Annotated in this window: 27 protein-coding genes; 15 read left to right on the plus strand and 12 right to left on the minus strand. The window is 66.3% G+C overall.

Annotated features, from left to right (window positions below; translation table 11 throughout):
- Nucleotides 1–205: 205 nt before the first annotated feature.
- Entirely contained in the window at nucleotides 206–1,351 is a 1,146-nt protein-coding gene (gene glpR, locus ACFC0O_RS32620) for a gephyrin-like molybdotransferase receptor GlpR (RefSeq protein ID WP_375964713.1), read from the plus strand.
- An 82-nt stretch (nucleotides 1,352–1,433) separates the two neighbouring features.
- On the opposite strand, the gene ACFC0O_RS32625 is transcribed toward glpR, so the two are convergent.
- Nucleotides 1,434–2,492: a hypothetical protein gene (locus ACFC0O_RS32625; protein ID WP_375964715.1), complete on the minus strand. Its 1,059-nt coding sequence runs from the start codon at nucleotides 2,490–2,492 to the stop codon at nucleotides 1,434–1,436.
- On the minus strand, nucleotides 2,492–3,235 hold the full coding sequence (locus tag ACFC0O_RS32630; protein WP_375964718.1) for a ParA family protein: 744 nt from the start codon (nucleotides 3,233–3,235) through the stop codon (nucleotides 2,492–2,494). Before ACFC0O_RS32630 ends, ACFC0O_RS32625 begins: the two co-directional genes overlap by 1 nt.
- 271 nt (nucleotides 3,236–3,506) lie before the next feature.
- On the opposite strand from ACFC0O_RS32630, the gene ACFC0O_RS32635 reads away from it, so the two are divergent.
- Nucleotides 3,507–4,448, plus strand: a complete 942-nt coding sequence (locus ACFC0O_RS32635; RefSeq protein ID WP_375964721.1) for a C40 family peptidase — start codon at nucleotides 3,507–3,509, stop codon at nucleotides 4,446–4,448.
- A gap of 4 nt (nucleotides 4,449–4,452) precedes the next feature.
- Here ACFC0O_RS32635 and ACFC0O_RS32640 read toward each other — a convergent pair whose 3' ends face one another.
- Nucleotides 4,453–6,015, minus strand: coding sequence for a beta-N-acetylhexosaminidase (locus tag ACFC0O_RS32640; RefSeq protein ID WP_375964724.1), 1,563 nt, complete (start codon nucleotides 6,013–6,015; stop codon nucleotides 4,453–4,455).
- A gap of 100 nt (nucleotides 6,016–6,115) precedes the next feature.
- Between ACFC0O_RS32640 and ACFC0O_RS32645 the strand changes: the two genes are divergently transcribed.
- The 4 genes from ACFC0O_RS32645 (at nucleotide 6,116) to ACFC0O_RS32660 (ending at nucleotide 9,532) form a co-directional block, all read left to right on the plus strand.
- Complete coding sequence (locus ACFC0O_RS32645) at nucleotides 6,116–7,081, plus strand: SMP-30/gluconolactonase/LRE family protein (protein WP_375964727.1); 966 nt, start codon at nucleotides 6,116–6,118, stop codon at nucleotides 7,079–7,081.
- Between the two features lie 197 nt (nucleotides 7,082–7,278).
- Nucleotides 7,279–7,989: a helix-turn-helix domain-containing protein gene (locus tag ACFC0O_RS32650; protein WP_375964729.1), complete on the plus strand. Its 711-nt coding sequence runs from the start codon at nucleotides 7,279–7,281 to the stop codon at nucleotides 7,987–7,989.
- Between the two features lie 90 nt (nucleotides 7,990–8,079).
- On the plus strand, nucleotides 8,080–8,946 hold the full coding sequence (locus tag ACFC0O_RS32655; RefSeq protein WP_375964732.1) for an alpha/beta fold hydrolase: 867 nt from the start codon (nucleotides 8,080–8,082) through the stop codon (nucleotides 8,944–8,946).
- Nucleotides 8,933–9,532, plus strand: coding sequence for a TetR/AcrR family transcriptional regulator (locus ACFC0O_RS32660; RefSeq protein ID WP_375964735.1), 600 nt, complete (start codon nucleotides 8,933–8,935; stop codon nucleotides 9,530–9,532). Before ACFC0O_RS32655 ends, ACFC0O_RS32660 begins: the two co-directional genes overlap by 14 nt.
- A 15-nt stretch (nucleotides 9,533–9,547) precedes the next feature.
- On the opposite strand, the gene ACFC0O_RS32665 is transcribed toward ACFC0O_RS32660, so the two are convergent.
- A complete protein-coding gene (locus ACFC0O_RS32665) occupies nucleotides 9,548–9,793 on the minus strand; it encodes a hypothetical protein (RefSeq protein WP_375964738.1) in 246 nt (81 codons plus the stop codon).
- A gap of 192 nt (nucleotides 9,794–9,985) precedes the next feature.
- Here ACFC0O_RS32665 and ACFC0O_RS32670 point away from each other — a divergent pair, with 192 nt between their 5' ends.
- Both ACFC0O_RS32670 and ACFC0O_RS32675 read left to right on the plus strand, forming a co-directional pair.
- Nucleotides 9,986–10,939 (plus strand): undecaprenyl-diphosphate phosphatase, encoded by a 954-nt coding sequence (locus tag ACFC0O_RS32670; RefSeq protein ID WP_375964740.1) that lies wholly within the window; start codon nucleotides 9,986–9,988, stop codon nucleotides 10,937–10,939.
- Nucleotides 10,940–10,949: 10 nt separating this feature from the next.
- Nucleotides 10,950–11,765: an SGNH/GDSL hydrolase family protein gene (locus ACFC0O_RS32675; protein ID WP_364642297.1), complete on the plus strand. Its 816-nt coding sequence runs from the start codon at nucleotides 10,950–10,952 to the stop codon at nucleotides 11,763–11,765.
- Between the two features lie 4 nt (nucleotides 11,766–11,769).
- On the opposite strand, the gene ACFC0O_RS32680 is transcribed toward ACFC0O_RS32675, so the two are convergent.
- Nucleotides 11,770–13,314: a long-chain-fatty-acid--CoA ligase gene (locus tag ACFC0O_RS32680; RefSeq protein ID WP_375964742.1), complete on the minus strand. Its 1,545-nt coding sequence runs from the start codon at nucleotides 13,312–13,314 to the stop codon at nucleotides 11,770–11,772.
- A gap of 143 nt (nucleotides 13,315–13,457) precedes the next feature.
- Between ACFC0O_RS32680 and ACFC0O_RS32685 the strand changes: the two genes are divergently transcribed.
- Entirely contained in the window at nucleotides 13,458–14,615 is a 1,158-nt protein-coding gene (locus ACFC0O_RS32685) for a PucR family transcriptional regulator (protein ID WP_375964745.1), read from the plus strand.
- Nucleotides 14,616–14,683: 68 nt separating this feature from the next.
- Here the strand turns inward: ACFC0O_RS32685 and katG are convergent, their stop codons facing one another.
- Both katG and ACFC0O_RS32695 read right to left on the minus strand, forming a co-directional pair.
- The gene (katG, locus tag ACFC0O_RS32690) at nucleotides 14,684–16,906 is read right to left on the minus strand and encodes a catalase/peroxidase HPI (RefSeq protein WP_375964748.1); all 2,223 of its coding nucleotides are present in this window, start codon (nucleotides 16,904–16,906) and stop codon (nucleotides 14,684–14,686) included.
- A 36-nt stretch (nucleotides 16,907–16,942) separates the two neighbouring features.
- Entirely contained in the window at nucleotides 16,943–17,350 is a 408-nt protein-coding gene (locus ACFC0O_RS32695) for a Fur family transcriptional regulator (protein WP_375966387.1), read from the minus strand.
- A 253-nt stretch (nucleotides 17,351–17,603) separates the two neighbouring features.
- On the opposite strand from ACFC0O_RS32695, the gene ACFC0O_RS32700 reads away from it, so the two are divergent.
- On the plus strand, nucleotides 17,604–17,918 hold the full coding sequence (locus ACFC0O_RS32700) for a DMT family transporter (protein ID WP_375964750.1): 315 nt from the start codon (nucleotides 17,604–17,606) through the stop codon (nucleotides 17,916–17,918).
- 9 nt (nucleotides 17,919–17,927) lie between these two features.
- On the opposite strand, the gene ACFC0O_RS32705 is transcribed toward ACFC0O_RS32700, so the two are convergent.
- Together ACFC0O_RS32705 and ACFC0O_RS32710 are read right to left on the minus strand one after the other, a co-directional pair.
- Entirely contained in the window at nucleotides 17,928–19,028 is a 1,101-nt protein-coding gene (locus ACFC0O_RS32705) for a GGDEF domain-containing protein (protein ID WP_375964753.1), read from the minus strand.
- A gap of 172 nt (nucleotides 19,029–19,200) precedes the next feature.
- Entirely contained in the window at nucleotides 19,201–20,439 is a 1,239-nt protein-coding gene (locus ACFC0O_RS32710) for a serine hydrolase domain-containing protein (RefSeq protein ID WP_375964755.1), read from the minus strand.
- A 231-nt stretch (nucleotides 20,440–20,670) separates the two neighbouring features.
- Here ACFC0O_RS32710 and ACFC0O_RS32715 point away from each other — a divergent pair, with 231 nt between their 5' ends.
- Complete coding sequence (locus ACFC0O_RS32715) at nucleotides 20,671–21,213, plus strand: hypothetical protein (RefSeq protein WP_364642267.1); 543 nt, start codon at nucleotides 20,671–20,673, stop codon at nucleotides 21,211–21,213.
- A gap of 49 nt (nucleotides 21,214–21,262) precedes the next feature.
- Here the strand turns inward: ACFC0O_RS32715 and ACFC0O_RS32720 are convergent, their stop codons facing one another.
- Nucleotides 21,263–21,652, minus strand: a complete 390-nt coding sequence (locus ACFC0O_RS32720) for a helix-turn-helix transcriptional regulator (protein ID WP_364642264.1) — start codon at nucleotides 21,650–21,652, stop codon at nucleotides 21,263–21,265.
- A 436-nt stretch (nucleotides 21,653–22,088) separates the two neighbouring features.
- Here ACFC0O_RS32720 and ACFC0O_RS32725 point away from each other — a divergent pair, with 436 nt between their 5' ends.
- Nucleotides 22,089–22,355, plus strand: a complete 267-nt coding sequence (locus ACFC0O_RS32725; protein ID WP_375964759.1) for a hypothetical protein — start codon at nucleotides 22,089–22,091, stop codon at nucleotides 22,353–22,355.
- A 15-nt stretch (nucleotides 22,356–22,370) separates the two neighbouring features.
- On the opposite strand, the gene ACFC0O_RS32730 is transcribed toward ACFC0O_RS32725, so the two are convergent.
- Nucleotides 22,371–22,595: a hypothetical protein gene (locus ACFC0O_RS32730; RefSeq protein WP_375964761.1), complete on the minus strand. Its 225-nt coding sequence runs from the start codon at nucleotides 22,593–22,595 to the stop codon at nucleotides 22,371–22,373.
- A 606-nt stretch (nucleotides 22,596–23,201) separates the two neighbouring features.
- Here ACFC0O_RS32730 and ACFC0O_RS32735 point away from each other — a divergent pair.
- The gene (locus ACFC0O_RS32735; RefSeq protein ID WP_375964763.1) at nucleotides 23,202–24,746 is read left to right on the plus strand and encodes a DUF4185 domain-containing protein; all 1,545 of its coding nucleotides are present in this window, start codon (nucleotides 23,202–23,204) and stop codon (nucleotides 24,744–24,746) included.
- Between the two features lie 33 nt (nucleotides 24,747–24,779).
- Here the strand turns inward: ACFC0O_RS32735 and ACFC0O_RS32740 are convergent, their stop codons facing one another.
- A complete protein-coding gene (locus ACFC0O_RS32740; protein ID WP_375964766.1) occupies nucleotides 24,780–25,229 on the minus strand; it encodes a hypothetical protein in 450 nt (149 codons plus the stop codon).
- A 164-nt stretch (nucleotides 25,230–25,393) separates the two neighbouring features.
- Between ACFC0O_RS32740 and ACFC0O_RS32745 the strand changes: the two genes are divergently transcribed.
- Nucleotides 25,394–26,119: a hypothetical protein gene (locus ACFC0O_RS32745; RefSeq protein WP_375964769.1), complete on the plus strand. Its 726-nt coding sequence runs from the start codon at nucleotides 25,394–25,396 to the stop codon at nucleotides 26,117–26,119.
- 326 nt (nucleotides 26,120–26,445) lie between these two features.
- Entirely contained in the window at nucleotides 26,446–26,895 is a 450-nt protein-coding gene (locus ACFC0O_RS32750) for a hypothetical protein (RefSeq protein ID WP_364642247.1), read from the plus strand.
- Nucleotides 26,896–26,900: the final 5 nt, after the last annotated feature.

Raw genomic sequence — 26,900 nt, forward strand, 5'->3', positions numbered from 1 at the left:
TTGATCTGGACATCCGTACCGAGTCCGAGTCGTGTGACTACTGTGGCAGATGTTGACGGCGCGCCTGCGGGTTATTCCTGGGACGCCGAACTAGCCTACGGACGTCGGTGGTGCGTCCTCGTATGACCGGCAGGTGCTGTGGTGCACGTCGATGGACGATGTACGAAGGGATGCGAGCCAGGCGGGGACGGAGGTGTTGGGCGCGATGCCGAATTCGATCTTGTGGATCGGACTGGTCGTGCTCTGGGTGTTCGTGCTGTTTCCCATGTTGGCCGGCCGCCACCCCCGCATTCGCCAGCACACCGACGCGGCGCTGGCCACCCGGGTGTTGCATCGCGGGGATACCGAGCGACGCATCAGAAAAGGTCCGGCATCCGGACATGACACCGACCCGGACTACGTGCCGGTTCGCAGGAAGCATCACCACGATGATCCGGAGGATCGGATGACCAGATCGGACGACAGCACTCGAGCTGAATCGGACGACGAGGATTTCGACACCGCCCGCGAACGCGATACCGAGAGCGCGGTTTCCGCGCCGGAAGCCGTGGTGGCCGACGCCGCCGATCCGGTGACCGAAGCGGCAGGTGATGAATCCGAGTCCGGGACAGCGGAATTCGACAGTGATACGCGAGCGGCCGGGGAGACCGACGATATTCCCGGCGATATGAACGATGAGCGTCCCACGCGCACAGCGCATGCGGACGATGCGGAACCGGCCGAGGATGTGCGCGCGCCCCGCGACGGTGACGGCGAACCGCGCAGGCGAGTGCGGATGGACGCCCCGCCGCGCAGCCGGGTACCCGCGCTGCGTGAACCGGAGCCGGAGTTCGACGAGGACGAATTCGACGCGGACGACCCGGATTTCGTGCCGTCCCGGCGCGGCCGCGGTGGCTACGATCCGGAGGCCGATGCCATCGCGCGTGCGGCCCGCTACACCTTCCGCCAGCGCGCGGTGCTGGGCCTGGTGCTGAGCACCCTGCTCTTCGCCGGTGCGGGACTGGCGATTTCGGCCACCCTGTGGTGGCTGGCCGCGTTCTCCGGGACGGTGCTGGTGGGCTATCTGGCCTATCTACGCAAGCAGGTGCGGCTGGAGGAGGATATTCGCCGCCGCCGTGCCGCACGCCTATCCCGTTCCCGCCGTGAGGATGCCGAAGCCGAGGCGGCGGCCGAGACCGATCGCCCGCTGCCGGATCGGGAGGAGACGCGCACGCAATTGCGACGCGCGGTGCTGGTCGAACCCGATGACGAGGATCCGCTATTCGAGCATCTGGAATTGTTCGATGCCGCTACCGCACGGGCCGTCCGGGAACGGGCCGCCGGTCGCGTTCGCCGGGCGGTCGGCGAATAGCTCCGCAGCCCACGTAGTTAGGCACTGAAACTTCAATGGGTGCCCGGCCATTGGCCGGGCACCCATTGTCTTGTGGTATCCGCTAGCGGGTTCCGGGCATTCGGGTGGTTACCGGGATCTGCTGTTCGATGAGTTCGGCGAGGGTGCGCAGTTTGGCCGCGAATTCGCGGGCCGCCACCGGATCCTCGGTGGAGCCCTTGACCACTTTGGAGGAGAGCGCGGCCAGCCGGGTTTCGGCGGCGCTGAATACATCGGGTGCGGACGGTGCGTCCTCGGCGAGATCGCCGCGCAGCCAGGACTGCAACCGCCGCACCACCTCACCCTGTTCGTAGTCGCCGGGCAGCACCGCGATCGCTTCCCGGAGTTTGCCCGCGGTGACCTTCGCATCGGCCGCGAGGGTGGTGTAGACGGTCACCGCCGCGTCCTCGCCGTGCGCGGCCATGATCGGCAGCAGTTCACGAATCTGACCCTCGTTGATGGAGGGCGCGACCGGATGCAGCCGCGCCGCCAGCGGCCACGCGCGAATCAGCTTGTGCGCGTAGGAGCGCTGCATATCCCAGCGCTTCTCCACATAGTCGTCGAAGGTGGCGTGCTCGGCTCGATAGAGGCGGCCGTCCCGCACGATCTGTAATGCGCGCCCGGCCACCCAGAACGCGACCCGCAGTGCGTCGATGGAGGATTCGCACAGATCGAGCTGTTCCAGCTCGCTCGCGTTGAGCGGTCCCTCGCCCGCCGCGGGCAGCGGCATGGTGAGCACGCTCGGCGATGCGGTGGCCGCGCCCCGCAGCGTGGAGCCCACGCTGCGCAGCGCCGGATCGATGCCGCGCATGGCGGATTCGGCCCGCTGCACCGGTTTCAGCTTGGGCTTCGGCGACTCCGGCTGCTCCGCTTCCGCTTCGGCGCTCGGGGTGACGAACATGGCCGCCGGTGATTCCGATGTCATGGCGGGAGGCAGCACCATTTCCGGCTTCACTGCTTTCTGCGTGGGTTTCGTGGTGGCGGGAGTCGGTGCGGTGCTGTGCCATTCGGCATCGCGCAGCGGGGAGACCGGGGGCGTGTGCTCGGCTTCGTCGGAGAGGGGATTGCGGGTGGTGGCGGGGTGGGTGCCGCCGATGCTGCTCTTGCGTCTCTGCGGGGGCATCAGGCCGATACCTCCAGTGCTTCGGTGGCGGTGCGGTTTTCGTGGTACGGCCGCAGCAGTTCCTCGCCGACCTGGCTGTATTCGCCGAGATCTTCGATGGGGTTCTCCGCGCCGTCGCCGACCTCACCGTCGGCGGCCTCGCGGTACCACTTCCACGCGCTCACATACGATTCGAAGACGTCGTAGCCCGCGCCTTCGAGATTGGTTCGCTGCGTGCGGTATTCGGTGGAGACGTTGACGCCGTTCTTCATGGTGACCGGAACCTTGGTCATGAGCACCCGCACCCGAATGGGTTTGGCGCTTTCGGCGGCGGCCTCCTCGGCGGCCCGGTAGGTACTGGGCACGCGCTTGACCTCCGACGGGCTCACGCTGGTCACCAGGATCAGCTCATCGCTCTCGGGTACCGCGGCCTTGAAGATATCGGCCGATTCACCGCCCGCGTCGACAATGATCACCTGGTACTTCCCGGCATTGTCGGTGATGCAGTCGTTGACGTGCCGGGACGGGAAGGCGATGAGTTCGAAGGGGACCTCGATATTCTCCTTCCGCAGTCGCCGGTACCAGGAGTATCCGGTCTGACTGAGCGGGTCGGCATCGATGACGAGTACCCGGAGTCGATGCACGGTGGCGAAATACGAGGCGAGGAAGAAAGCCGACGTGGTCTTGCCGACGCCGCCTTTCAGATTCCCCAGGGTGACCACCAACGGCTCGGGTAGTTCGGGTAGCGCAGCGGAATCTGTCATTGAATCCTCCGGATTATGAGGAGGGAGCTCGTATACGCAAGTCTCACACGTGTGCCCGCGCGGGCCCCGTATTGCCGGTCTGTTTCGCGAAAAAGCGGCTGTGTCCAATTGGACACAGCCGCTTTTGTTTACGAATCCGTTATGAATAACACGCGTGTCATTCGTTACCCGTCTTGCCGAACAGGCGTTCTATGCAATGTGGAACTGCCGCAGTACCGAGATGTTCGTGACCGGAAACCGGATAGCTGACGCTTGATGGAAGGACCGCATCATGGAAAGTATCGGTGATAGACAGAACCTGCCCCAGCTGCCGCGCCTGTCGTGGCGGAGCTTGACCACCGGCATTCTCGCCGCCGCCGGAATCGGTGCGGCACTGCTGTTCACAGCGGGTGAGGCCGAGGCGACGCCGGTGACCATCCCCGGTATCGGCCAATTCGAGGTCGCCGACGAACTCGCCGCCCGGCTCGGCATCATCGCCCCCGCACCGGAAGCGGCGGTTGTCGAGGTCCCGGTCGTGGACGAGTCGATTATCGAAAGCTATGAATTCCGTCCCGTGACGATTCTCGGCGCGGGTGTGAATTCGCGGACTCCGCGCCTCGCGGCGATTCCGGAACAGCCCGGACGACCGGTGCTCCCCGAATCCGCACCCGCGGCTCTGCCCGAATCTTCACCCGCGGTGATGCCCGAATCCGCACCCGTGGTGATGCCGGAATCCGTCCCCGCGAATATCGCGGCGGAATCGCGTCAGGTGACCGTTGCCGGTCTGGGCGAATTCTCCATTCCGAGCGCGCTGCCGTCGCTCATGGGAATTCCGGGCGTGACCGATACCGCCGCCGTCCCCGCGCCGATGCCCGCCGCGATGCCGAAGAAGTCCGCGGGCGAGCGCGCGGTGGAGGCGGCCCGGACCAAAATCGGTTCGAATTACCGCGCCGGTGGGGCCGGTCCCGATAATTTCGACTGCTCGGGTCTGGTGCAGTGGTCCTATCACGAGGCGGGTGTGGATTTGCCGCGCACGAGTTATTCGCAGCTGGCAGCCGGCACCCCGGTTTCGGTGGATGAATTGCAGCCGGGCGATCTGGTGTCCTTCTACGGCGGCGGTCACTCCGCGCTGTACGCGGGCGACGGTCAGGTCATCCACGCCGCGACGTACGGTTCCGGCGTGAAGCTCTCGCCGATGAGCGAGATGCCCGTCAGCGGCGCCCGCCGCTTCTGAGCATTCAGGGCCAGCCGACGGCATTCGCCCGGAATACGAATTCCGGATACGAGACGCCACCGGTCCCACCCCACAACTGCTGTGCCATGACCCGCAGCCGGGCCCGCAACGGGTCGACGATCTGCTCGGGAGTCATGGCCTCGGGATCATCGCACCAGAGGAAGAGCATGGAACCACGCAGCAGCCGCCGATCCGCGTCGGGCAGTCGTGAACCGTTCACGAAAAGTCCGGGGTCCCAGGCGTACAGGAGTTCGGGCGGTGCGTTCAGCGCCGCGGCCGGTCCGCCGGTGACGAAGTACGCCGGCGTGAAGGCGGCGTTCAGGATGGGATGTCCGGCCGCGGTGAGCTCGGCGGGTGTGCGCCCGCCGGGCAGCCACGGCAGTCCGCCCGCGCTGGACGACCAATACTGCATGACCACTTCGGTTTTCGGTGTGACGGTGACGGCCTGGTCGAACCCGTCGTTCCAGGCGCGCGGTGTCCTGCCGAAGGATTCGACGATATCGGCGGCCCAGTTGGCGAAGGCGACGATGACATCGCCGGGCGCGGCATCGGGTCCGATGACCCGGGTGGCGTATTCGCTCAACTGCGGATACCGGCTGTAGTCGCTGATGTACTCATCGCAGCCCAGATGCCAGTAGCGGCCGCGGAACATGGGTACGAACTCGTGCAGGATATCGCTGATCAGTTGGTAGGCGGCGGGATTGGTGAGGTCGATCTTGCCGCCGACGCCGCCCGCGATGAGGTTGTCGCGCTGGGCATCCGCCGAGCTGGTGTGCGCCGGGCGCAGCACCAGGTCCTGATGTCGGGCGAGAATGGCGTTCATATGGCTGGGCATATCGATTTCGGGCACGATCTCGATGCCGTACGAGTCGGCGTAGTCGAGTATGTCCGCGATATCGGCGGCGGTGTAATGCAGCGGCGAGGTGATTTCCGGATGGATGCGGCTGTCCAGCCGGAAGCCCTGGGAATCCGAGAGATGCAGCTGCACCATATTCATGCGCAGGTGGGCGGCGTCCCGAATTCGGGCTTTCACCCAGTCGGCCGGGAAGAATTCGCGGCCGGTATCGAGCATGAGCCCACGCTCGGCGTAGTCCGGCCAATCCTGTGCGCTACCACCGGGAATGGTGCCGGACTGCCGCAACCACTGCAATGCGGTCTGGGTGCCGTGCGCGATGCCGGGCAGGTCGCGGGCGCTGATGGTGAGCCGGTCGGTCGACGAAATACGGTACGACTCAGCGGGTTCCGGTGCGTCATCGGTCTGGACCAGCACGATGTCACCGGCGCGTGCGCCCGTGCCGGTGACCGATACCGGTTTGCCGATGCCGGTGAGATCCTCGGCCAGTCGTCGGGCGGGTCCGCGCGATGCCGCGTCGGCGACGATGCGGGCGTCCGATCCGAGCGTGAATCCCGTTCCGCCGGAGATCCATTGCTTGATACTCGGAATTGTCGGCGGAAGCTGTTGTGCGACAACAGGTTCCGCATTCGCGCCGGGTGCGGCGGCCATAACGCAGGCCGTCGCGGTCAGCCAGCGGGCGATATTCCGGGTGAATCGCGAACGGACCACCATCGAATTTCCTTTCGGCGCGTCGAGACCGGCATAAATTACCAGTCGCCTGTCACAATGCTGCGGACAACCACTTCATCCGGCACGGAGTAAGAGGTGCGAAATGAGTAAAAGGCAATCGATAACGCTCGCCCGGGCGGCGGCGGTGGCGCTGGCGACTTTCACGGTCGCGGCGCTCTCGACTTTCACCGCGGGTCCGGCGAATGCCGCCCCGGTTTGCGCGGGAGCGGGTCAGCCGACCGTCGTGGTCGCGAATCCGGGTGGCGCACTGGAGGGTTTGACGATCGATCCGGCCGGGCGCGCCTTCACCACCGATCTGCTCACCGGCCGGGTTTTCCGGATCGACTTCCCGGGCGCGGCCGCGGTGCCGATCGCCACGGTGCCCAGCGGCGGCGGTGGCGCGCTGGCCTGGACGCCCGATGGCAAACTGCTGGTCGGCTACGGCGCGGACGCCCGGGTGATCGCGGGTGACAGTCTGCGGCACGCCGGTATCGTCACGGTCGATCCGGATACCGGCGCGATGGCCCCGTACGCGGCGGGTTTGAGCGCGGCCGACGGTATGGCCGTCTCACATGACGGAATCGTCTACGCCACCAATGATTTCGCGAATCTCATCGGCCGGGTGTACCCGAACGGCGCGGTGCAGGCCGATTGGGGCAATCTGCCCAGCTCCAATGGCGCGGTGCTCAGCAGTGACGATCGCTTCCTCTATGTCTCGCGGACTTTCGTCAATCCCGGGGTGAGCCGCATCCCCACCGATGCCCCGTGGGCGCCGCAGTCGGTGCTGGATCTGGGTGGCGGTGACGCGCTGGACGCCCCCGACGGTCTGACGCTGGATTCGCTGAATCGTCCGGTGGTACCGCTGAATCCGTCGGGGCAGGTGGTCCGCATCGATGCCAACAACCAGTTTTGCGTGCTCGGCTTCGGCAACAACCTGACCAGCGTGGTGAGTTACGGCCGTGGCGGGCAGGGCTTCTCGGCGGGCCGGTTGTTCGGCGCGACCTTCACCGGTGTGGTGTACGAGATTCCGGGCGGATTCGATCCGAACGCCCGCACCGCCGCACCCTGACCGGGGCACGAGCAACGTCGATCTGTTCGGGGCGGGGCGAACGCTACGTTGCGTTCGCACGCCCTGCGATCGCGATATGCACTCGAAAGTTGTATTACGCCAGGTTAATTCACTTTGCAGTCGAGCAATAATGCTGCAGCCTAATGCGATTGGGTTGGTGTTGTGTTGCAATAGATTTGGTGAGGGAGGTGGTGCCCATGCCCGGAGGGCGGCTCACGCCGGAGGATCGCCGGCGCATTGCCACGGGTTTGACGCAGGGACTGGGGTACGCGGAGATAGCCCGCCAGCTGGGCCGTCCCACGTCGACGGTGAGCCGGGAGGTGACCCGCAACGGCGGACCGGGCGATTACCGCGCCGATCTCGCGCACGCCGCGACGGTGGTGCGCTCGCGGCGCCGGGTGGCGCGACCCCGGCGGATCGAAAAACCGCCGGGCGCAGACGAATACGGACGGCTACCGGCGGTGGTCGGCGATTTCAGCGCACAGTTCGCGGAGCTGTTCGCGCGCACCGGGGTGCCGAAGATGGCGGCGGCGGTGCTGGCCCGGCTCTATGCCGCCGACACGGGCAGCATCACCGCCGGTGAACTGGTGCGATATCTGCGGGTGAGTCCGGCGACCGTCTCGGCGGCCGTCGGCTATCTGGAGGGTCAGCAGCTGATCCGCCGGGAGCGCGATGCGGGCACCCGCCGGGATCGCTATTTCCTCGACGAATCCGCCTGGTACCGAGCCACTCTCGCGAGCGCCCGGACGAATGAGTCGCTGGCGGCCAAGGCGCGTGACGGCGCGGCGGCGCTGGGTATGAATTCCCCTGCGGGGCAACGGCTGCTGGGGATGAGCGAGTACCTGGAGAAGGTCGGCCTGGATATGGTCCGTTCCGCCGAACGATGGCGCACGCAGCTGGGGGCCTGACCGAATCCCGGGGCCGACGTGCCTCGACCATAGACATACATACGGTATGTATGTAAAAGTGGTGGGGTACCCACGGGCATTGGAGCAACGATGGCAACAAGCACATCACTCGGCCGTACCCACGAAATCGACGTCCCCGGCGGCCGCATCAGGTACCACGACACCGGCGAGGGCCCGCCGGTCGTCTTCATTCACGGATTGCTGGTCAACGCCGATCTCTGGCGCAAGGTGGTGCCGCGGATCGCGGCGGCGGGCTACCGCTGCCTGGCCCCGGACCTGCCGCTCGGCTCGCACGAAATCCCGGTTCCCGCAGCGGATCTCACCCCCACCGGGGTCGCCGATCTGATCGCCGCGTTCCTGGAGCGGATGGATCTGCGCGATGTCACCCTGATCGCCAACGACACCGGCGGCGCGATCACCCAGATCCTGCTGGCCCGCGATCGCTCCCGCATCGGGCGGGTGGTGCTGGCCTCGGTCGACAACTATGAGCGCTTCCTGCCGCCGCCGCTGACGGTATTGCCTTGGCTGGCAAGGATTCCGGGCTCGGTCCGCCCGCTCACCGAGGCCATGCGCTGGCGCGCCCTGCATGCGCTGCCCATCGGCTTCGGCTGGGTCGCCAAACGACCGGTGCCGCCGGAGATCGCGGATTCGTATCTGCTGCCCAGTCGGCGCTCCGCCGCCATCCGCAAGGATCTGCGGCGGCTGCTGCTGACCTTGAACAAGCGCTACACCCTCGAAGCGGCGCGGAGTTTCGGCGAAATCGAGATCCCGGTGCTCGTGGTCTGGGCCGCCGAGGACAAGTTCTTCCCGGTCGCCGGGGCCGAGCGTCTGGTCCGGGATTTCCCGAACGCCACCCTGCGCCTGATCGAAGATTCGTACACCTTCCTGCCGGAAGATCAACCCGAGTTGCTCGGCAGCACGATCCTGGAGTTCACTCGGCTGCATGCCACGCCGTAGCCAGGAGGACCGCTCGCGCACCACCCGGGCCGCGCTCGAGGACGCCGGACGCCGGCTGTTCACCGAGCGCGGCTTCGCCGGTACCTCCGCCGAGGATCTGGTGGCCGCCGCCGGTGTCACCCGGGGCGCGCTGCACCACCACTACGGCGATAAGCGCGGATTGTTCCTGGCGGTGCTGGAACAGGTGGAGGTGGAGGCCTCCGCCGAGATCGGAACCGCCATCGCCGCACACGATTCCGCCGATATGCTGGGCGGGATGGCCATCGGCCTGGCCACCTTCCTGGAGATCTGCCGCCGCCCCGCCATGCTGCGGATCGTGCTGCAGGACGGCCCAACGGTGCTGGGCTGGCAGGCTTTTCGCGAATTCGAGGCGCAGCACGGGCTGGGCCTGATCGTAGATATGCTCGAGCGCGGCCGGCAGGCGGGCCTGATCGTCGATGCCCCCGTCCCGATGCTGGCCCAGCTCCTGATGAGCGCCCTGACCGAGGCTTCGCTCATGGTCGCCAATGCCGAGGATCCGGATCTGGCCCGCGCGCAGGCCCAGCAGTCCCTCATGCTGCTGCTCGCGGGCGTTCTCCGTACCTGATTCGCCGCGAAACCGCTACGGCGGCGGCGCCCCCGCGGTTCCGGGGAGGGGATGCATGGCAATTGCCGGGAACCGCCGGTGAATTCGATCCACATAGCGGCGCACCGAGGAGAGTTCGGCATCCAGGGATCGGCGGACATCGAGGGTGGCGCTGGACTGTAGTCGCCGGGCCAGGGTCGCGGCGTGCTTTTCCAGTTCGGCCAGAAAGACCCGGGCCTGCGCTAACTCGGGATCCTCGGCACTGTCGTAACTATCGAACATCGGCTACTCGGATCATGCGGTTCGGGTGCGTCTTTGCGCGGCGCGACCCTCTGGGCTGCATAACGCGGAAGTATTCCACGCGGTTACCGGCCGCGCTGGCCGAATGGTTTGCGATCCTGCGACATTCGCGAATCGATTCGGACATGTCTGCGCGGGAAGTCGAATTCGGCTTCGCCAACTAACGTCACTCCCATGGCCATCAGCTATCTGGAATCGATTGTCGTCGGCGCGCTGCAGGGGGTGAGTGAACTCTTCCCGGTGTCGAGTCTCGGCCACAGCATTCTGCTCCCGGCCTGGGTGGGCGGACAGTGGGCGGACGACCTCAGCATGTCCGCGAAGAACTCGCCGTACCTGGCGCTGCTGGTGGCCATGCACGTGGCGACGGCCATCGCGCTGGTGGTGTTCTTCCGGCGGGATTGGATCCGTATCTTCGGCGGGCTGTGGGAGGTCGCGCGTACGCGGGAGATCCGTTCGCCCGAGGCGCGATTGGGGGTGCTGCTGATCATCGCCACGATTCCGGTCGGGGTGGCCGGGCTGCTGCTGGAGAAGGCGGTGCGGAACTATCTGGGCACGCCGATTCCGACGTCGGCGTTCCTGATGCTCAACGGGCTGGTGCTGCTGTCCGCCGAATTGCTGCGCAAGCGCGAGACCCAGCGGGATCTGGCGCTGGTCAGTCCCACCGCGCGAACCGTGGATCTGTCCGCCGAGGACACCCTGGTGCTGCCGACCACCGATCCGGCGTACGCCTCCGATATCCGGCTGGCGCGGTTGGGCGTGAAGTCCGCGCTCATCATCGGCTCGGCGCAGATCGCGGCGCTGTTCCCCGGAATCAGCCGGTCCGGCAGCACGATCGTGGCCGGCGTATTCAAGGGGATGCGGCACGAGGACGCCGCGCGCTTCGCGTTCATGCTGGCCACGCCGGTGATCCTGGCGGCGGGCGTACTCAAGACGCCGGAGTTGTTCACCCCGGAGAACCACGCCATTCTCGGTCCGGCACTGGCGGGCAGTGTGGTGGCGGGTCTGCTCTCCTATGTCTCGGTGAAATTCCTGACGGGTTACTTCGAAACGAAAACACTCACACCGTTTGCCATCTATTGCCTGATAGCGGGTGCTGCTAGCCTCGCGTACTTCACCTTGGCGGGGTGAGAATCTGTACATGGCACTCGTACAGCCCTTCACTCGCTTCGTCGCCCTCGGCGACAGTCAGACCGAAGGCGTCGGCGATCCCGATGACAATGGCGGATTCCGCGGTTGGGCGGACCGGTTCGCCGGGAAACTCGCCGCCGCGAATCCGGGTCTGCTGTATGCCAATCTGGCCATTCGCGGCCGCCGCACCGCGCGCATTCGCGCCGAACAGCTCGGGGCGGCACTGGCGTTGCGGCCGGATCTGGTCGCGCTCATCGCGGGCATGAACGATCTCATCCGGCCGCGTTTCGATCAGGCGGGCACGCTCGCCGATATCGAGGCCATGCTGGCGGCGCTCACCGAATCCGGCGCCCGGGTCATCTCGTTCACCTTCCCCGATATCGGCAGTGTCGCGCCGTTCGTGCGCCCGCTGTCCGGGCGGGTGCGCACCATGAATGCCGAATTGCGCGCGCTGGCAGCGAAATACGATGTCACGCTGGTCGATTTCGAACCGGTCGGCACCACCGTCGATCCGCGCGCCTGGGCGAACGACCGCCTGCACCTGAGCCCGCTCGGGCACGAGATCGTGGCGCAGGCCGTCGCCGACACCATGGCGATCCCGGGTGCGGACTCGTCCTGGCGCGATCCGCTCCCGCCCTCGGTGCCGCAGCCGCCGGTGGATCGGGTGGTCGACGAATTGCGCTGGGTCGCCGAGCATTTCGTGCCCTGGGTGGGCCGCCGGGTGCGCGGCCGCTCCTCCGGCGACTTCGTACTGCCCAAACGCCCGCAGCTGACCGCCGTCGCGCCCGAATGGCACGGCGGCTGGAGCACGCCGCTGCCCTCCTGAGGCGTCAGTTCACCTGACGGCCGTCGACATCCCAATACCGCTTGCGCAGTTCGCGTTTGAGGATCTTGCCCGCGCCCGAGACCGGTAGCGCGTCCACCACCTCGATGCTGCGTGGGGCCTTGTATCCGGCGATCAGGGTTTTGGCGTGCTCGCGGATCTGCTCGGCGGTGACCTGCTGTCCGGGCTGGCACACGATGACCGCGTGCACCCGCTCACCCCACTCCTGGTCCGGCACACCGATCACCGCGCAGGCGGCCACCGCCGGATGCGCCGCCAGCGCGTTCTCCACCTCGGCGGAGTACACGTTCTCACCGCCGGTGACGATCATGTCCTTGAGCCGGTCCACCACGTAGACGTAGCCGTCCTCGTCCATATATCCGCCGTCGCCGGTGTGCATCCAGCCGTCCCGGACGGCGGCGGCGGTGTCCTCGGGGCGATTCCAGTAGCCGAGCATGACATGCCCACCGCCGACCACGATTTCGCCGACCGTACCGCGCGGAACCTCGACGCCGTCGGCGTCCAGAATGCGGACCTCGCTGTGCGGCATGGCGCGGCCCGCCGATCGCAGCCGCCCGTCCAGATGATCCTGCGGGCTGAGCAGGGTGGCGATCGGCGACAGCTCGGTCATGCCGTACGCCTGCACGAAACCCGCTGCGCTGAAAGCCTTCATGGCCCGCTCCAGCACGGCGGCGGAGATGGGCGAGGCCCCGTACATGACGTGCCGGACGCTGGACAGATCGTGTTCGACGGTGGCCGGATGATCGACCAGCAGCTGAATCATGACCGGTACCAACAGCGATGCCGTCACCCCGTGCCGTTCGATCGCATGCAGCGTGGCCACCGGATCGAACGCCGGGATCATCACGTGCGTACCGCCGAGCATGACCGTGGCGTACCAGCCCGCGAGATCGGCCAGATGGAACATCGGCGCGGCGTGCAGGAAGCGCACGCCGGGGGAGAAGAGGTAACCGCTGGCCACCCCGCCCAAGGCCGAGGCGGTCAGATTGGCGTGACTGAGCATCACGCCCTTGGGGAATCCGGTGGTGCCGCCGGTGTAGAAAACTCCAGCCAGGTCCGCGCCGCCGCGCCGGGCATCGGCGATGGGCTCGGCACCGGCGATCAGCTCTTCGTAGCCGAGCGCGCCCTCGGGGGTGGGACCGTCACCGCAGTGGATGACGGTCGTCAATCCGGGATGCTGCTCCCGCAGCGCGGGCAGCATGGGTGCGAAGGCGTCGTCCACCAGCAGCACCTCGGTACCGGAATCGACCAGTGAATAGGCGATCTCGACCGGGCTCCAGCGGATATTGACCGGGTTCAGCACCGCGTTCGCCCACGGCACCGCCAGCAGATATTCGTGGTAGCGGTCCGAATTCAGGCCGAGCATCGCCACCCGATCGCCGTCGCCGACGCCCAGTGCGCGCAGCGCGCCCGCCAGCCGGGACACCCGATCCAGCACCTCGCGGAAGGTCCGGGTGCGGTCCCCGCAGATGGTCATGACGGCGTCGGGGGTCTGTTGGGCGGCGCGGTGCAGTCCCTGGGTCAGGTACATGGGCGGATCCTTCGTCGAACGTCGGTGTCGGACGTCACAAGTATTTGCGGGCGGGTGTGATCCGGGCCATGGAGTCAGCCCCGGACTATGACCCTCGCGCTTTGTTGGTTTTTCCAAATCCCGGCCGTAGCCTCGATGGTGAAATGACCGATTCCCGCGAGGCAGCGAAGCCGACCGCCCGGCGGCGGTTGATCACGCGCGTGCGGGAGCGCACCCCGGAATTGAGCGAGCGCATCGTGGCCCGGGCGCGCGCGGAGATGCCGGGTTATCTGGCGCTGCCGGGTGCGCAGATCGCCCGGGTGACGGTGGAGATGGTGGACCGGCTGCTGGCCGCGCTCGGCGATGGTCGCGATCTCACCGAGGATGATCGGCGCGCCCTCCGCGAATTCGGCGAAATCCGGGCCCGCCAAGGTGTTTCGCTCTCCGATGTGCAGAACGGATGGCGCATCGCCATTCGTGAGATGGTCGCGGATCTGACCTCCGCCGCACACTCGGCCCGCATCGCCGACCGCACGCAATTGGCCCTGGTGCACGATCTGCTCGATATCGTCGATCAGGCGACGGCCGCGTTCAGCGGCGGGCATCGCGATGTCGAGATCGAATTGGCCCGGCACGATCAGCAGCTGCGCGCCGAATTCGCCCGGGCGCTACTGCTGGGCGGGCTCGGACCGGGCGATATCCACGTGCAGGCGCAGCGCTACGGACTCGATCCGGCGGGGGAGTACCGCGCCTTCCGCGCTCGCGGCGATGATCCCCGCGCCACCGCCGACCTGCGCGGCCTGCTGCGTCCCGAGGTGACCGCGGTGCGCGTGTTCTCCACCGCGATGGACGGCGATATCGCCGGATTCCTCTGCGGCAGCGGCACTCTCGACACCACCGGCACCATCGGCCTGGGCCCGGTCACCGGTCTCGCCGAACTGCCGCGCTCCTTCCGGCTGGCCAGCCGCATGCTGGCCACCGCGCACCGCTACGGCCTCACCGGCTCCGCGGATCTGGACCGCCTCGGCCTGCTCCCGGCCATCGTCGCCGACACCGATCTGGGTGATGAGCTGGCCCGCCGCTATCTCGATCCGCTGGGCAGCGGTGACCAGGCCCGCGTCGTCATCGAAACCGTCGACCGCTATCTGCATTCGGGTATGCGCATCGAGGCCACCGCGGAGCGACTCATAGTGCACCAGAACACCGTTCGCTATCGCCTGGCCCGCTTCGAGGAACTCACCGGCACCGATCTGCGCGCACCGTACAGCGCCATGCGGGTGTGGTGGGCCATCCAGCATCGCAAGGCGAATCCGGCGGGCTGACCTGAGTCGGTCCGAAAACGGCAGCGCCGCAGACCTTGTGGGTCTGCGGCGCTGTCATGGAACTAGTTTCAGATGTCGAACCGGTCCAGGTTCATGACCTTGTCCCACGCCTTCACGAAGTCCGCGGCGAACTTCTGCTTGGCGTCGTCCGTCGCGTAAACCTCTGCGACGGCACGCAATTGCGAGTTGGAGCCGAACACCAGGTCGACCCGGCTGGCGGTCCACTTGGTCGCGCCGGTGGCGCGGTCCTTGCCCTCGAAGGTCTCCGCGTCCGCCGAGGTGGGCTCCCACTTGGTGCCCATATCGAGCAGGTTCACGAAGTAGTCGTTGCTCAGCGTGCCCGGCTTATCGGTGAATACGCCCAGCTGGGACTGGTTGTAGTTGACGCCGAGGGCGCGCAGGCCGCCGATCAGCACGGTCAGCTCGGGGGTGCTGAGGGTGAGCAGGTTGGCCTTGTCGATGAGCAGGAACTCCGCCGGGAGGCGGCTGCCCTTGGCCAGGTAGTTGCGGAAGCCGTCGGCGTTCGGCTCCAGCGCCGAGAACGACTCCACATCGGTCTGCTCCTGGGTGGCATCGGTGCGGCCCGGGGTGAACGGCACCTCGAGCTCGAAGCCACCGGCCTTGGCGGCCTGCTCGACCGCGGCCACACCGCCGAGCACCACCAGGTCGGCGAACGAAACCTGCACGCCGCCACCGGCATTGAAGGATTCCTGGACGCCTTCCAGCGCACGGATGACCTGCGCCAGCTCGTCCGGGTTGTTGACCTCCCAGCCGCTCTGCGGAGCCAGGCGGATACGGCCGCCGTTCGCGCCGCCGCGCTTGTCACTGCCGCGGAACGACGAGGCCGCCGCCCACGCGGTCGACACCAGCTGCTGCACGGTGAGTCCGGAGGCCAGGATCTGCGCCTTCAGGTCGGCGATCTCGGCGGCGCCGATGACCTGCGCCGGAGCCTCCGGAATCGGGTCCTGCCAGAGCAGCGTCTCGGCCGGCACCTCGGGTCCGAGGTAGCGGACCTTGGGACCCATATCGCGGTGGGTCAGCTTGTACCAGGCCTTGGCGAACGCCTCGGCCAGCTCTTCCGGATGCTCCAGCCAGCGGCGGGTGATCTGCTCGTAGATCGGATCGACCCGCATGGACAGGTCGGTGGTGAGCATGCCCGGGGCGCGGGTCTTGGACGAATCGAAGGCGTCCGGCACCAGGCCCTTGCCGGTGCCCTCCTTCGGGGTCCACTGGTTCGCGCCGGCCGGGGACTTGGTCAGCTCCCACTCGTACTGGTACAGGATGGTCAGGAAGCTGTTGTCCCACTTGGTCGGCGTCCAGGTCCAGGTGACCTCGAGTCCGGAGGTGATGGCATCCTTGCCGACGCCGGTGCCGAAGCTGGACTTCCAGCCCAGGCCCTGCTCCTCGAGCGGGGCGGCCTCGGGCTCGGGGCCGACATGATCGGCCGGGCCCGCGCCGTGCGTCTTGCCGAAGGTGTGACCGCCGACGATCAGCGCCGCGGTCTCCTCATCGTTCATCGCCATGCGGCGGAAGGTCTCGCGGATATCGGCCGCGGCCAGCAGCGGATCCGGATTGCCGTTGGGGCCTTCCGGATTCACGTAGATCAGGCCCATCTGCACTGCGGCCAATGGGTTTTCGAGATCGCGCTGACCGGTGTAGCGCTCCTCGCCGCCCAGCCACTCGTTCTCCGGGCCCCAGTACACATCCTCTTCCGGCTCCCACTGGTCGACGCGACCGCCGCCGAAACCGAAGGTGCGGAAGCCCATATCCTCGAGCGCCACATTGCCCGCGTAGACGATGAGGTCGGCCCAGGACAGCTTGCGGCCGTACTTGACCTTGACCGGCCACAGCAGGCGGCGGGCCTTGTCCAGGCTGGCATTGTCCGGCCAGGAGTTCAGCGGGGCGAAGCGCTGCATACCCGCACCGGCTCCACCGCGGCCGTCATTGATGCGGTAGGTGCCCGCGGCGTGCCAGGCCATCCGGATGAAGAACGGGCCGTAATGCCCGAAGTCGGCCGGCCACCAGTCCTGCGAGGTGTGCATGACATCGACGATGTCGGCCTTGACCGCGGCCAGATCGAGGGTCTTGAACTCCGCCGCGTAATCGAAATCCTCGCCCATGGGGTTGGCCACGGCCGGGTTCTTCTGCAGGATCTTCAGATTCAGCTGGTTGGGCCACCAGTCGCGATTGCTGCCGCCCTCGACGGGGGGCTTCAAACGGGTGTGCGCGACCGGGCAACCGGTGGCGGGTTCGGTCTGGGCCTCACCGATGGGCGGATGTTCCTGTGCCACGGGGCAATTCCTTCCGGGAGTGGGATCGGGCTGTGATCACTTGTGAGCGGGCTGGGCTGAGCAATCGGGGCACAGGCCCCAGTAGATGACCTCGGCCTCGTCCAGGACGAAACCGTTGTGGTTCGAAGGTTCGAGGCAGGGCGCCTCGCCGACGGCGCATTCGACATCGGCGATGACACCGCAGTTGCGGCACACCACGTGGTGATGGTTGTCCCCGACGCGCGTCTCGTAGCGCGCCACCGAGCCCATGGGCTGGATGCGGCGCAGCAGACCGGCATCGGTCAGTGCCCGCAGCACGTCGTAGACGGCCTGGTGCGAAACGGTGCCGAGGGTCTCGCGCACGCGGCGCAGAATCGAATCGGTATCGGAATGGGGATGGGCGTGCACAGCGGAGAGCACCGCGACACGCGGCGCCGTCACCCGAAGGTCGGCCCCGCGGAGCATGCGCCCGAAATCAGCTGCTGTGGACACGTTCGTAAGTATGACTCATTCCAGTCTTGGTGTGGGGTGAATTCTGCAAATAGGTCGCTGACCGGGCGAACGCCCGATCGCGGTTGCGGTGGTGAGGAGGGTCTCCACCCATTTCGCGGGGCCTGGGCTACCGTGGAAGGCGGTCGCACACCCGCGGCCCACTGGACGATCGGGACCGTACCCAGGCAGCGACAAGACGGTATTCACCGAAAGGGATACCTCTGTCATGGCCTGGTTGATCCTCGTCATCTCCGGATTCCTGGAAGCCGTCTGGGCGACCGCGCTCGGCAAATCCGAAGGCTTCGCCAAACTCGTTCCCACCGCCGTATTCGGCATCGCACTGGTCATGTCCATGGGCGGCCTCGCCTACGCCATGCGCACCCTGCCGGTGGGCACCTCGTACGCGGTATGGGTCGGCATCGGCGCGGTGCTGACCGTCGTCTACGCCATGCTCACCGGCGATGAGACCGCCTCGCCGCTGAAAATCGCCCTGCTGTTCCTGATCGTGGGCGGCGTGGTCGGCCTCAAGCTCGCGCACTGACGGTTCGCGCTAATGCGGTTCGGCGGCGGCCCGGCTGACCAATTCACCGAAGATCACCCGGTCGCCGCCTTCGCTCTTGGCCCGGTACATGGCGTCGTCGGCGCACTGGATGAGTTCCTCGGGGGCGGGCCGGGGACAGATATGGCAGGCGGCCGGGTCGTAGACGGCGACGCCGATGCTGATCGTCACCGGGATGATGTGATCGGCCGCGACGGCCTGCCGGAACGATTCGGCCACCAGTCGCGCCTGCTCATCGGACAGTCGCCCGACGACCGTGAATTCTTCACCGCCGGAGCGCGCGACCACCAGATCGGCCGTCGCGCAGGATTGCAGCAGTTGCGCGGTGCGGATCAGCACCTCATCGCCCATGGAATGCCCGAAGCGATCGTTGACGCTCTTGAACTGGTCGAGATCGGCGACCATCACGCAGATCTCCGCGCCGTACGTGCTGTTGAAGACCCGGGTCAGATGGAATTCCAGCCCGCGCCGATTGAACACCTTGGTCAGCGGATCGGCGGTGGAATCGGATTGCACCAGCCAGAACATGAATTGCAGGGTGGGCAGCGATAACACCACAGCCGCCATCATGATCAGCACGACCGCGATGGCCAGGTACGGATCGCCATCGCTGCGCACCATTCGCCAGGCCAGTACCAGTACCGTCAGTAGTGACCAAATGGTATGCACCGCAAGTGCTTTCGGGCCATGGAAGAACGCCAGATAGCATCCGGTGACCACCAGCAGCATGGCGTTCAGCGATCCGAACACCCGATTCGAATCCAGCAGTGACGAGGTGGTGATGGCGATATCGCCCAGTGCGAACAACGCCAGCGATTCAACGGTCCCCGGCCACGATCCGAACCACCAGCGCACCGCCCACAGCACCCCGATCGCGATGATCACCGCGGCGGCCACCAACCCCGGCGTACCGGTGGGCCCGACGGGTGACAGTGCGGTGGCCACCCCGATGACCGACATGGTGATACCGCCCGCGCCCACGATCCAGCGCAACCACGCCTGTATCGAATGCGCCTCCAACACGCGTACGGGCCAGTGGTGATTGACGGGATCCCGCCACCACGATTTCAACAGATCAGCGCTGCTACCCATGGGCTCCGTTCGGCCTCGGCAATCGAACCGGCACACCCCGCAACTTCCCGACCAGTGTAGGTGCGAACTCCCGGTTACGGCGAGGTGCGGCCGCCGCACCCCGCCGATTCCGCGCCGTCACGGTGGAGTTTGATATCGATCACGCCGATCTCGGCCCGAGCGGCCGCGCGGATCAGGCGGCGGATTCGCCGCGACGCGCGCCGGTCTCGCCGGAGCGCCGGGCGGCGGCCATGGCCAGGGGCACGGCCCAGCCCGCCGCCATTTGATCCATGGCGATCCAGCGCTCGTCGACTCTGTTCTGCACCAGCGCGATCGAGATGCCGGATTTCGGATCGGCCCAGCCGAAGGAGCCCCCGGCGCCGATATGGCCGAAACCGTTCAGCGTGCCGACGCTGGGCAGGCCGTGGTAGCCGAGCCGCCAGGTGAGCGGGAGCAGCAGGCCGCGGTCGATCTTGAAGGTCTGCACCCGGTTCAGGGCCGCGACGGTCTGCGGGGACAGGAATTGTTTGCCGTCGGCCGTGCGGCCCCGGCAGGCCAGCGCGCCGTACATGGTCGCCAGAGCCGATGCGGTGCACACGGCGTTTCCGGCGGGGAGTTCCGCGCCGAGGATGGTCGGTGCGTCGCCGTCCAGCATCTCCGCGATGCCCGGTGTGTAGAGAATGCGCAACGGGTCGGTGAGCGGTCCGGGCTGCGCGGTGAGCCGGTCGGCGATCGGCTGGATACGCCGCAGTGCGCCGATGAAACTCCGTGATCCGGTGAGATCCGCTGCGCGCGTGCGGGATCCGGGCGGCGGCGCGCCCAGGTGGATACCGTCGACGCCGAGCGGTCCGGCGATCTCGGTGCGATAGAGCGTCGCCATCCCCTGTCCGGTCACCGCGCGCGCCAATCCCGCGAGCAGCCAGCCGATGGTCAGCGCGTGATAAATCGGCTTGTCCACCAACCGATCCGGCGCGGCCGCCGCCAGTCGCTCCTCCATCAGCAGATGATCGAGCACCTCCGCGCCCTGCCCCGCGAGCCCGCGTAGCGACGACAGCCCCGCACGATGGCTGAGCAAGTGCCGCACGGTAATTCGCTGCTTCCCATTGGCCCCGAATTCACCCCAGTACTCCGCCACCGGAGCGTCGTAATCGATCAGCCCGCGATCGGCCAGGCGATGAATCACCGTCGCGGTAATACCCTTCGACGCGGAGAAGATCATCGCCCCGGTATCCGCGTCCCACGCTGTCCCAGACGAATCCGATTCCCCCGCCCAGACATTCACCAGCGGCTCCCCACGCCGATGCACGGCCAGCGCCCCACCACTACCGGCCCCCGCATGGGTGCGAGCGAAAGCCCTTACCACCCAATCGAATTGTGCATCTGCCCAACCGGAGACGCCTGACGGCAGTGCGTATTCCCGAACCGTGCTCATCGATTCACGGTAACGCCGGACGCAGCGGCGAACAATAGTTGTCTGAGACAGATTTATCCGAGCGGCTCGAGTCGGCGGCATATAGCCAAAAGCAAATGCTTGTTGTGTGTTGCGCCGGGGGAGCCGCGGATCCGGTGCGGGGGTCGCTTCCGATACCGAGCGGCTCCGGTGGCGGTGCGGCCTATACCGTAGGGGGCATGTGTGGAGTGAGTGAAGAGGGTGGATCGCGGGATGTCTCAGCCGTTAGGTTATGACGCCGGCGAACATGCCGTCGATCTCGGCATACATGTGCGCACATTGCCCTCGATCGAGCCGATTGTCATGTGGGTCCCCGATATTCGATCGGTGATCGTGCAGGCCGAGCTGTCCCCGGTTCGACATAACGAGGCGGTCGCGCACGGTGTCGCCCATGCCATCCTGGAGAACAGCTGGACCGTCCGGCGCACCAGAATGGGGCGGCTGCCGCGGATCACTGTGGAGCTCGCAGTCCACGATCTCGTTGCCCGCCGCCTGATTCCGATCGACAAATTGCAGGAAGCGCTGTCCCGGTTCGACTCGATCGAATCGTGTGCGGGCTGGCTCGGGGTCGGTGTTCCGATGCTGACGCATCGCCTGCTGAATCTGAAGCTGTTGGAGCGCAGGCTCATTCAACCCGGACGGCTGGATCGGCTGTCCTGGGCGGGTGCGGAGACGATACTGAGCGATATCACCTGTGTGTGGGTGGAAGCGCCACCCGCATCATTCCTGCCGCGACGGGTGCGACGTCGTGCGTGAGTGAAGGGGTGGCACAACCGAACTGCGCGTTGATCGGTGTCGAGATCGATCAGCGGGTATAGCGGGCCTTGAGTCCGGCGACGTAGCCCGCCACCAGATGCAGGTCGTTCTCGGACAATCCGGAAAGGTCGACGATGCCGCCCCTGGGTGGGGTGGTCGGCGCCGGTTTGTCAGGGGCGTCCAATCCAGCTTTGACCAGTACCACCTCTGGATCGAGTCCGACCGCCGCAGCCATTGATTGCAACGTATCGGCCGTGGTGCTGGCCTGGACCTTATGGTCCTTCTTGTACTGGACCCCATTCTCGATCTGAGTCCACAGGCTTGTGCTGATGTTGGCGAGTTGGGCTGCCTTCTCGCGCGACAGGATCCGTTGTTCGCGGGCCTCTCGCAGCGCTTCACTCACCTCCGGCGGGACCGGTGCGCTCCGTCGTCTGCTCATGGGCATTGATCCAATGCTGGGTAGTTGGTTGTAATTTAACCCCTTCTGCACGCACTATAACACGATTGCGCCCACGACCCGAGGGCCGCGCGACCCCCTCGCGGGCCCCCTCGGCGCTGTCCTCGCCCGGCCCCTTCACGGGCATCGGTGCAGGGACTTGCCTGGACCCTACGCCGCACCCTTCCGTATACCTAAGCCGGACAACGAATCCGGAGCCTCTGGCGAGGCTCCGGATGAGAACGCAGCTGTATGCAAGATTGCGCCACCTAATTCTCGTTTGCGCACGCATGCGCACTACTTTCTGTTCTCTCTAGTTGCAACTACTTGCAACGAAATGTAGCGTCTGGAACGTTCTCGGGAGCGCGCAGCTCTCCGAGTTTGCCTGCGGGACAGCCATTTCCCTGTTCCGCCGGTCCCATCCAGAGAAAGTCATCCCATGGTTGTGTTTGTCGACGAGGTGCCCCCTCCGGTAACCCGCGCTCGGGAACGTGCGAATCGGGAGTTTGCCGAAGAGCTGCGCGCGAATCCTGGTCGCTGGGCTCGGTATCCGTGGCCCACCCGCTATCCGCATTCCACCAAGCACCGGATTCGGCACGGCCGCGCCGCGGCATTCGGATCCGGTTTCGAAGCGGAGGTGCGCGGCGGAGTTGTGCTGGTGCGATTCAATCCCGATCCCGCCCGGGATCGCGGCAATGCCGCGTGAATACGCGGCGACCCGCTAGAGCAGTGGGCGAAAGCGCGAAGGGCGGCGCTGGGATCGATAGCGCGTGAGCAGATCGTCGACCAGCCGGAGATCGTGACTCGACAACTGCGACAGGTCGATACATTTGTATCCGGGCATTGCCGCGGCCACGGTGCCGGGGTGGTCGTAGTAGGGAGCGTCGTGCTCGGAGGCCCATTCGGCCCGAGCTGCTTCCAGCGCTTCGTCGAACTCCTCTGGCACGCGGTTTCCTGTCTCTCGCCTTGGGCCAACCGGTCCGGGGTCGGCAATCAACGCGCTGCGGCGCGGAGATTGTTGCATGAATGCGGTATCACTCGCCACCGCTGCGACACCATTGCGACAGGCGCGAATCCTCGGTCATACGAACATCATTCACGATGCAATAACCGGCACGGGCGGCGCATGCCCGCTGCCGGCGGCCGATCGGGCTGAGCTGGACGAACGCGTCCGGACATGAGTGTTTTGTCCCTTTTGTCGGTGTTTGCCGGTAGGCGTCGCCGGGGACTGTGGAACTAATTGCCCAACTGGTGGCCGAATATTCACATACCTGTTGGTCATCTGATCGAGTTGACCGCTGGGTGCGGGATAGGCTGCTGACATCGGCAAATAGATTGCACGCCGGTGTGGTTACGACAATTCGTGCCTATTTGCCGCGAGAACGGCCCCTCCCGCTTCGTCTCCCGCCACCCCTGCGGTTGTAGGCGGCGCGGTAGCAGGGGCGGGACCCCGCCCCCGGACTTCTAGTGATCCGGGGGCGGGGTCTTCTCCTATTCGGGCCGAGATCGCTACAGTGATGCCGTTCGATCTCGGATGAGGAGCAGCGCCACAATGGGTTTACGGTATGGCCGCTCCACAGCACACTCCGAAATTCTTGCCCCACTGGCAATTACCGGCGTTCTCGCGATCGGGGCCGCGCTGCTGCCCGCCGCTCCCGTACAGGCCGGTCCGGTGCATCCCTGGGCCGCTCCGCCGGTGAACAGCTGCGGTGAAACCGGATTCGATCCGCTGGCCCGGCAGGCCGATCCGGCGCCCGCGCAATCGCAGCAGAATCCGACCATCAAGATCCCGGTGCCGTACCCGCAAGTGGTGCCCGTTCAGGTGCCCGGTCCCAAACCCGATAACACCCGGATCGATTCGGTTGCGCTACCGCAGGATCCGTGCGCCAACCCATGCCCGGAGGTCCGCTCCGAGACGCCCACGCCGGTACCGCCCGTCGGCTCCGGCAGCGGTCCGGCGCTGCCGCAGATCGAGATAAATCCCGAAGCCGAGCCGATTCCGATCCCGGTGCCCGGCGGTGACGGTCCCGATCCGCAGCCCGCGCCCATCCCCGATCCGCAACCCGCCGCATCTGCGCCCGCGGTCACCGCTATCGCTGCGCCGCAGGTGGATTCGGTCGAGCTGGTCAATCAGGTGACGGGTCACGGCTCGCTCAACCGCACCGATATGCGCTGGTCCGTCGACGGCACCGATCTCGGCCTGATGTGGGAGAACAAGCCCGGACAGGTCGCGGTGGTATTCGGCGACACCTTCGGCAAAGGCTGGAAACCGGTGGGCGCGGGGACCGATCAGCAGGAATGGCGCAGCAATGTGATCGCGTACAGCACCGAACGCGATCTGAGCAAGGGTCTGGTGCTCGACGACTTCGTGCAGGATCGGCGCTGCCACGCCGCCGAAATCCTGGACAGCCGCAAGGTCAAGAACTTCGAGCACACCACCATTCCCACTTCGGGATTCGCGATCGGCGATCGGCAGTACCTGACGTATATGTCGATCAACCACTGGAGCCGAATTCCCGGCATGTGGTGGACCAATCTGGGCGGTATCGCCTGGTCCGACGACAACGGCCGTACCTGGACCAAATCCCAATGGGCGCGCTGGGACAACCTTTTCGGCATCGGACGTTTCCAGGTCGCGACCATGGTGCCGCACGGCGATTACGTCTATATGTTCGGCACGCCCAACGGGCGGCTCGGTGTCATCGGGCTGGCACGGGTGCCCGCGGATCAGGTGCTGAACAAGTCCGCCTACCAGTACTGGGTGGACGGTGTGTGGACTCCCGCCGAGGGCGCGAACGAATTACTGGCCACGCCTTTGGTTTCCGGCACGGCCAGCGAATTGTCGATTCGCTACGACCGGGAATCCGGACAGTGGCAGATGGTGTATCTCGATGTGGTGCGCGGGCAATTCGTGCTGCGCACCGCCGCGGAACCGCAGGGCGCGTGGTCGGAGCCGGTATCGCTGCTCAGCACCGAGGACTATCCGACCGCTTACGGCGGGTTCATTCATCCGTGGTCGACGGGGAAGGATCTGTACTTCACCATGTCGGCCTGGAACAGCTACAACGTGTACCTGATGCACGCGACATTGAAGTGACGCAATGTAATCGGTGATCGGTTCGGCGCGTGCTCAGGCGGCGCGCTGTTCGGCGCGCTTGCAGCTGCTGCACCGGCCGTTGGATTCGTGCACCACATAACCTTCGCGTTTGCGCCGCCGCGTGGTCATCGGCCGGTGGCAGGTGAGGCAGCGGTCCGGGCGCACCCGCACCTTGACCTCCTGTCCCAGGGCCAGTTGCAGGCGGCGGGTGGTCGCCTTGTCCCCGCGGCAGACCACCCCGGCCATCACCACACCGTCTGCGACGGAGGGGTTTTCCTCGTCGATGAGGGTGCCGGCGCTGAGCGCGGCCTGTGCGCAGGCGCGGAATCGTTCGCGGGGGCATTGGGCGAGGCATACGCGCTGAGCCGCAGCCGTGCTCGGCTGGCGATCCCAGTCGAAGGCATAGGCGGGTTCGACGAATCCGGGTAGGCCCAGGCATGGGGGTTCGAGCGTTGACGGTGATGCGGCGGATGAGGTTGACACGCTCCGAAGATTACAAGCGCGGCCCTAAATTGCATACAACGAATTGGGCTGCAAATGTGTCCAATCTGGGGTAATAGCGCGTATGCATTGCTTGCAACGGATTGCATCGAATGTTAGTTTGCGGCAATGTCTCTCAGCATTCGACTGCGCTGCCGGGCCGCCTCGTGAACCGCTATCGACTCGATCCGGGACAGCGGGGCGAGGTGATGCGCGCACTCGCCGCCGTACCCGGACTACTGGCCGAATTGGATACCACCCTGTCGCGCGGTGACGCGGTCGGCGCACCGAAGGTCACCGGCGCGGCGAGCGGCGGTGCGCGCCGGCCCGCGTTGCCATTCCACGGGGGCGCCTCCGACGCCCATGCCGAAATCGCCCGCGTGCTGCGCTATTACGCCGTGCGCGTCGCGATCCTGGTCCGGCGGCCCGCGCCGCGCGCACCGGGGGAGCAGGCCGTCTTCCTGCGCGGGCAACTCCCGCGGGTTCCCGATGACGCACCGGTGCTCGCGGGTATCCATCCGGCGCTGCCCGATGCCGTGGCCGCGGCGCGTGCCACCATCGACCGGCCTGCGGAGCGGCTGTGTATCGGCTTGTGCGACTGCGGTTCCCGGCTCTACGCGGTCGACGAGCAGACCGTGGCGCGCTGCCCGGGTTGCGGTCGTGAGTACGCGGTCGCGGAACGTCGCGGGGCGCTGCTGTCGCAGGCGCGCGATATGGTCGGCACCGCAAGCGAACTCGCTCGAATTCTGCCCTGGTTCTCGGGGAAACCGGTGACCGCGAACGCTATTCGGCAGTGGGCCGCGCGCGGCAAGCTGATCGGATACAGCGTGGCCGGGGAGACCGTCTATCGCATCGGCGATGTGCTGCGCGTGCACGAGAACGGGCGCGGCTGAACGGGCCGGTCCGAGAATGTTGGTCCGTTGCGGCGGCCCGTCACAATACCGACCCTACGCTGAGCGCAGCGAAAACGATTGTGCCACAACAGGGAAGGGGGTGATTCGGGTGCTCACCATTTTTCAGGACATCATCAAGCTGATCGGCGATCTCCTGCCGCTGGTTCTGCCGCTGCTGGGACTGTGACGCAGTCCGCGGCCTCGCACGACCACTCGACAACACCGGAGACATCCATGACGCAAAACGACGACGGCGTCGACAACACCACTCCCACAGGCCAATTGGTCTGCGAGGTCCGCGTCCTATCCGTACACGAGGAGGCGGAATGACCACCCTGCAACGCGGCGAATTCCCGGATTTCGAACAGTTCCTCACCGATCTGCTCACCCCCATCGCCACCACGGTTATCACCCTCCCGCAGACCGCCGCGCTGATCCAGTCCGCGCTCCCGCTCATCTGGGTTCGCAAAACCGGTGGCGCACTTGATATCAACGCCATCACCTACAAGGCGCAGGTGCAGACCATCGTCTTCGGCACCGATCGAACCCAGGCACAGAACCTGGCGATCAAGGTGCGTGACGCGGTGCTGTGCGCCCCCGCCGCCACCACCTCCGACGGTGTGCTCATCGACTACGTGGAGGAAATCACCTCCGCGGAACCGAAGTTCCACGCCCCCATTCTCCGCCGCAGCCGCGGGCTCACCGAAGTCCCCGACCTCGACCCGCTCAACCAGATGGTCGATCTGGCCTTCAGCATCGAAGCGCGGCGCCAGTAGGAACG

It is taken from the genome of Nocardia sp. NPDC056100 (assembly GCF_042266325.1).
Classification (GTDB): domain Bacteria; phylum Actinomycetota; class Actinomycetes; order Mycobacteriales; family Mycobacteriaceae; genus Nocardia.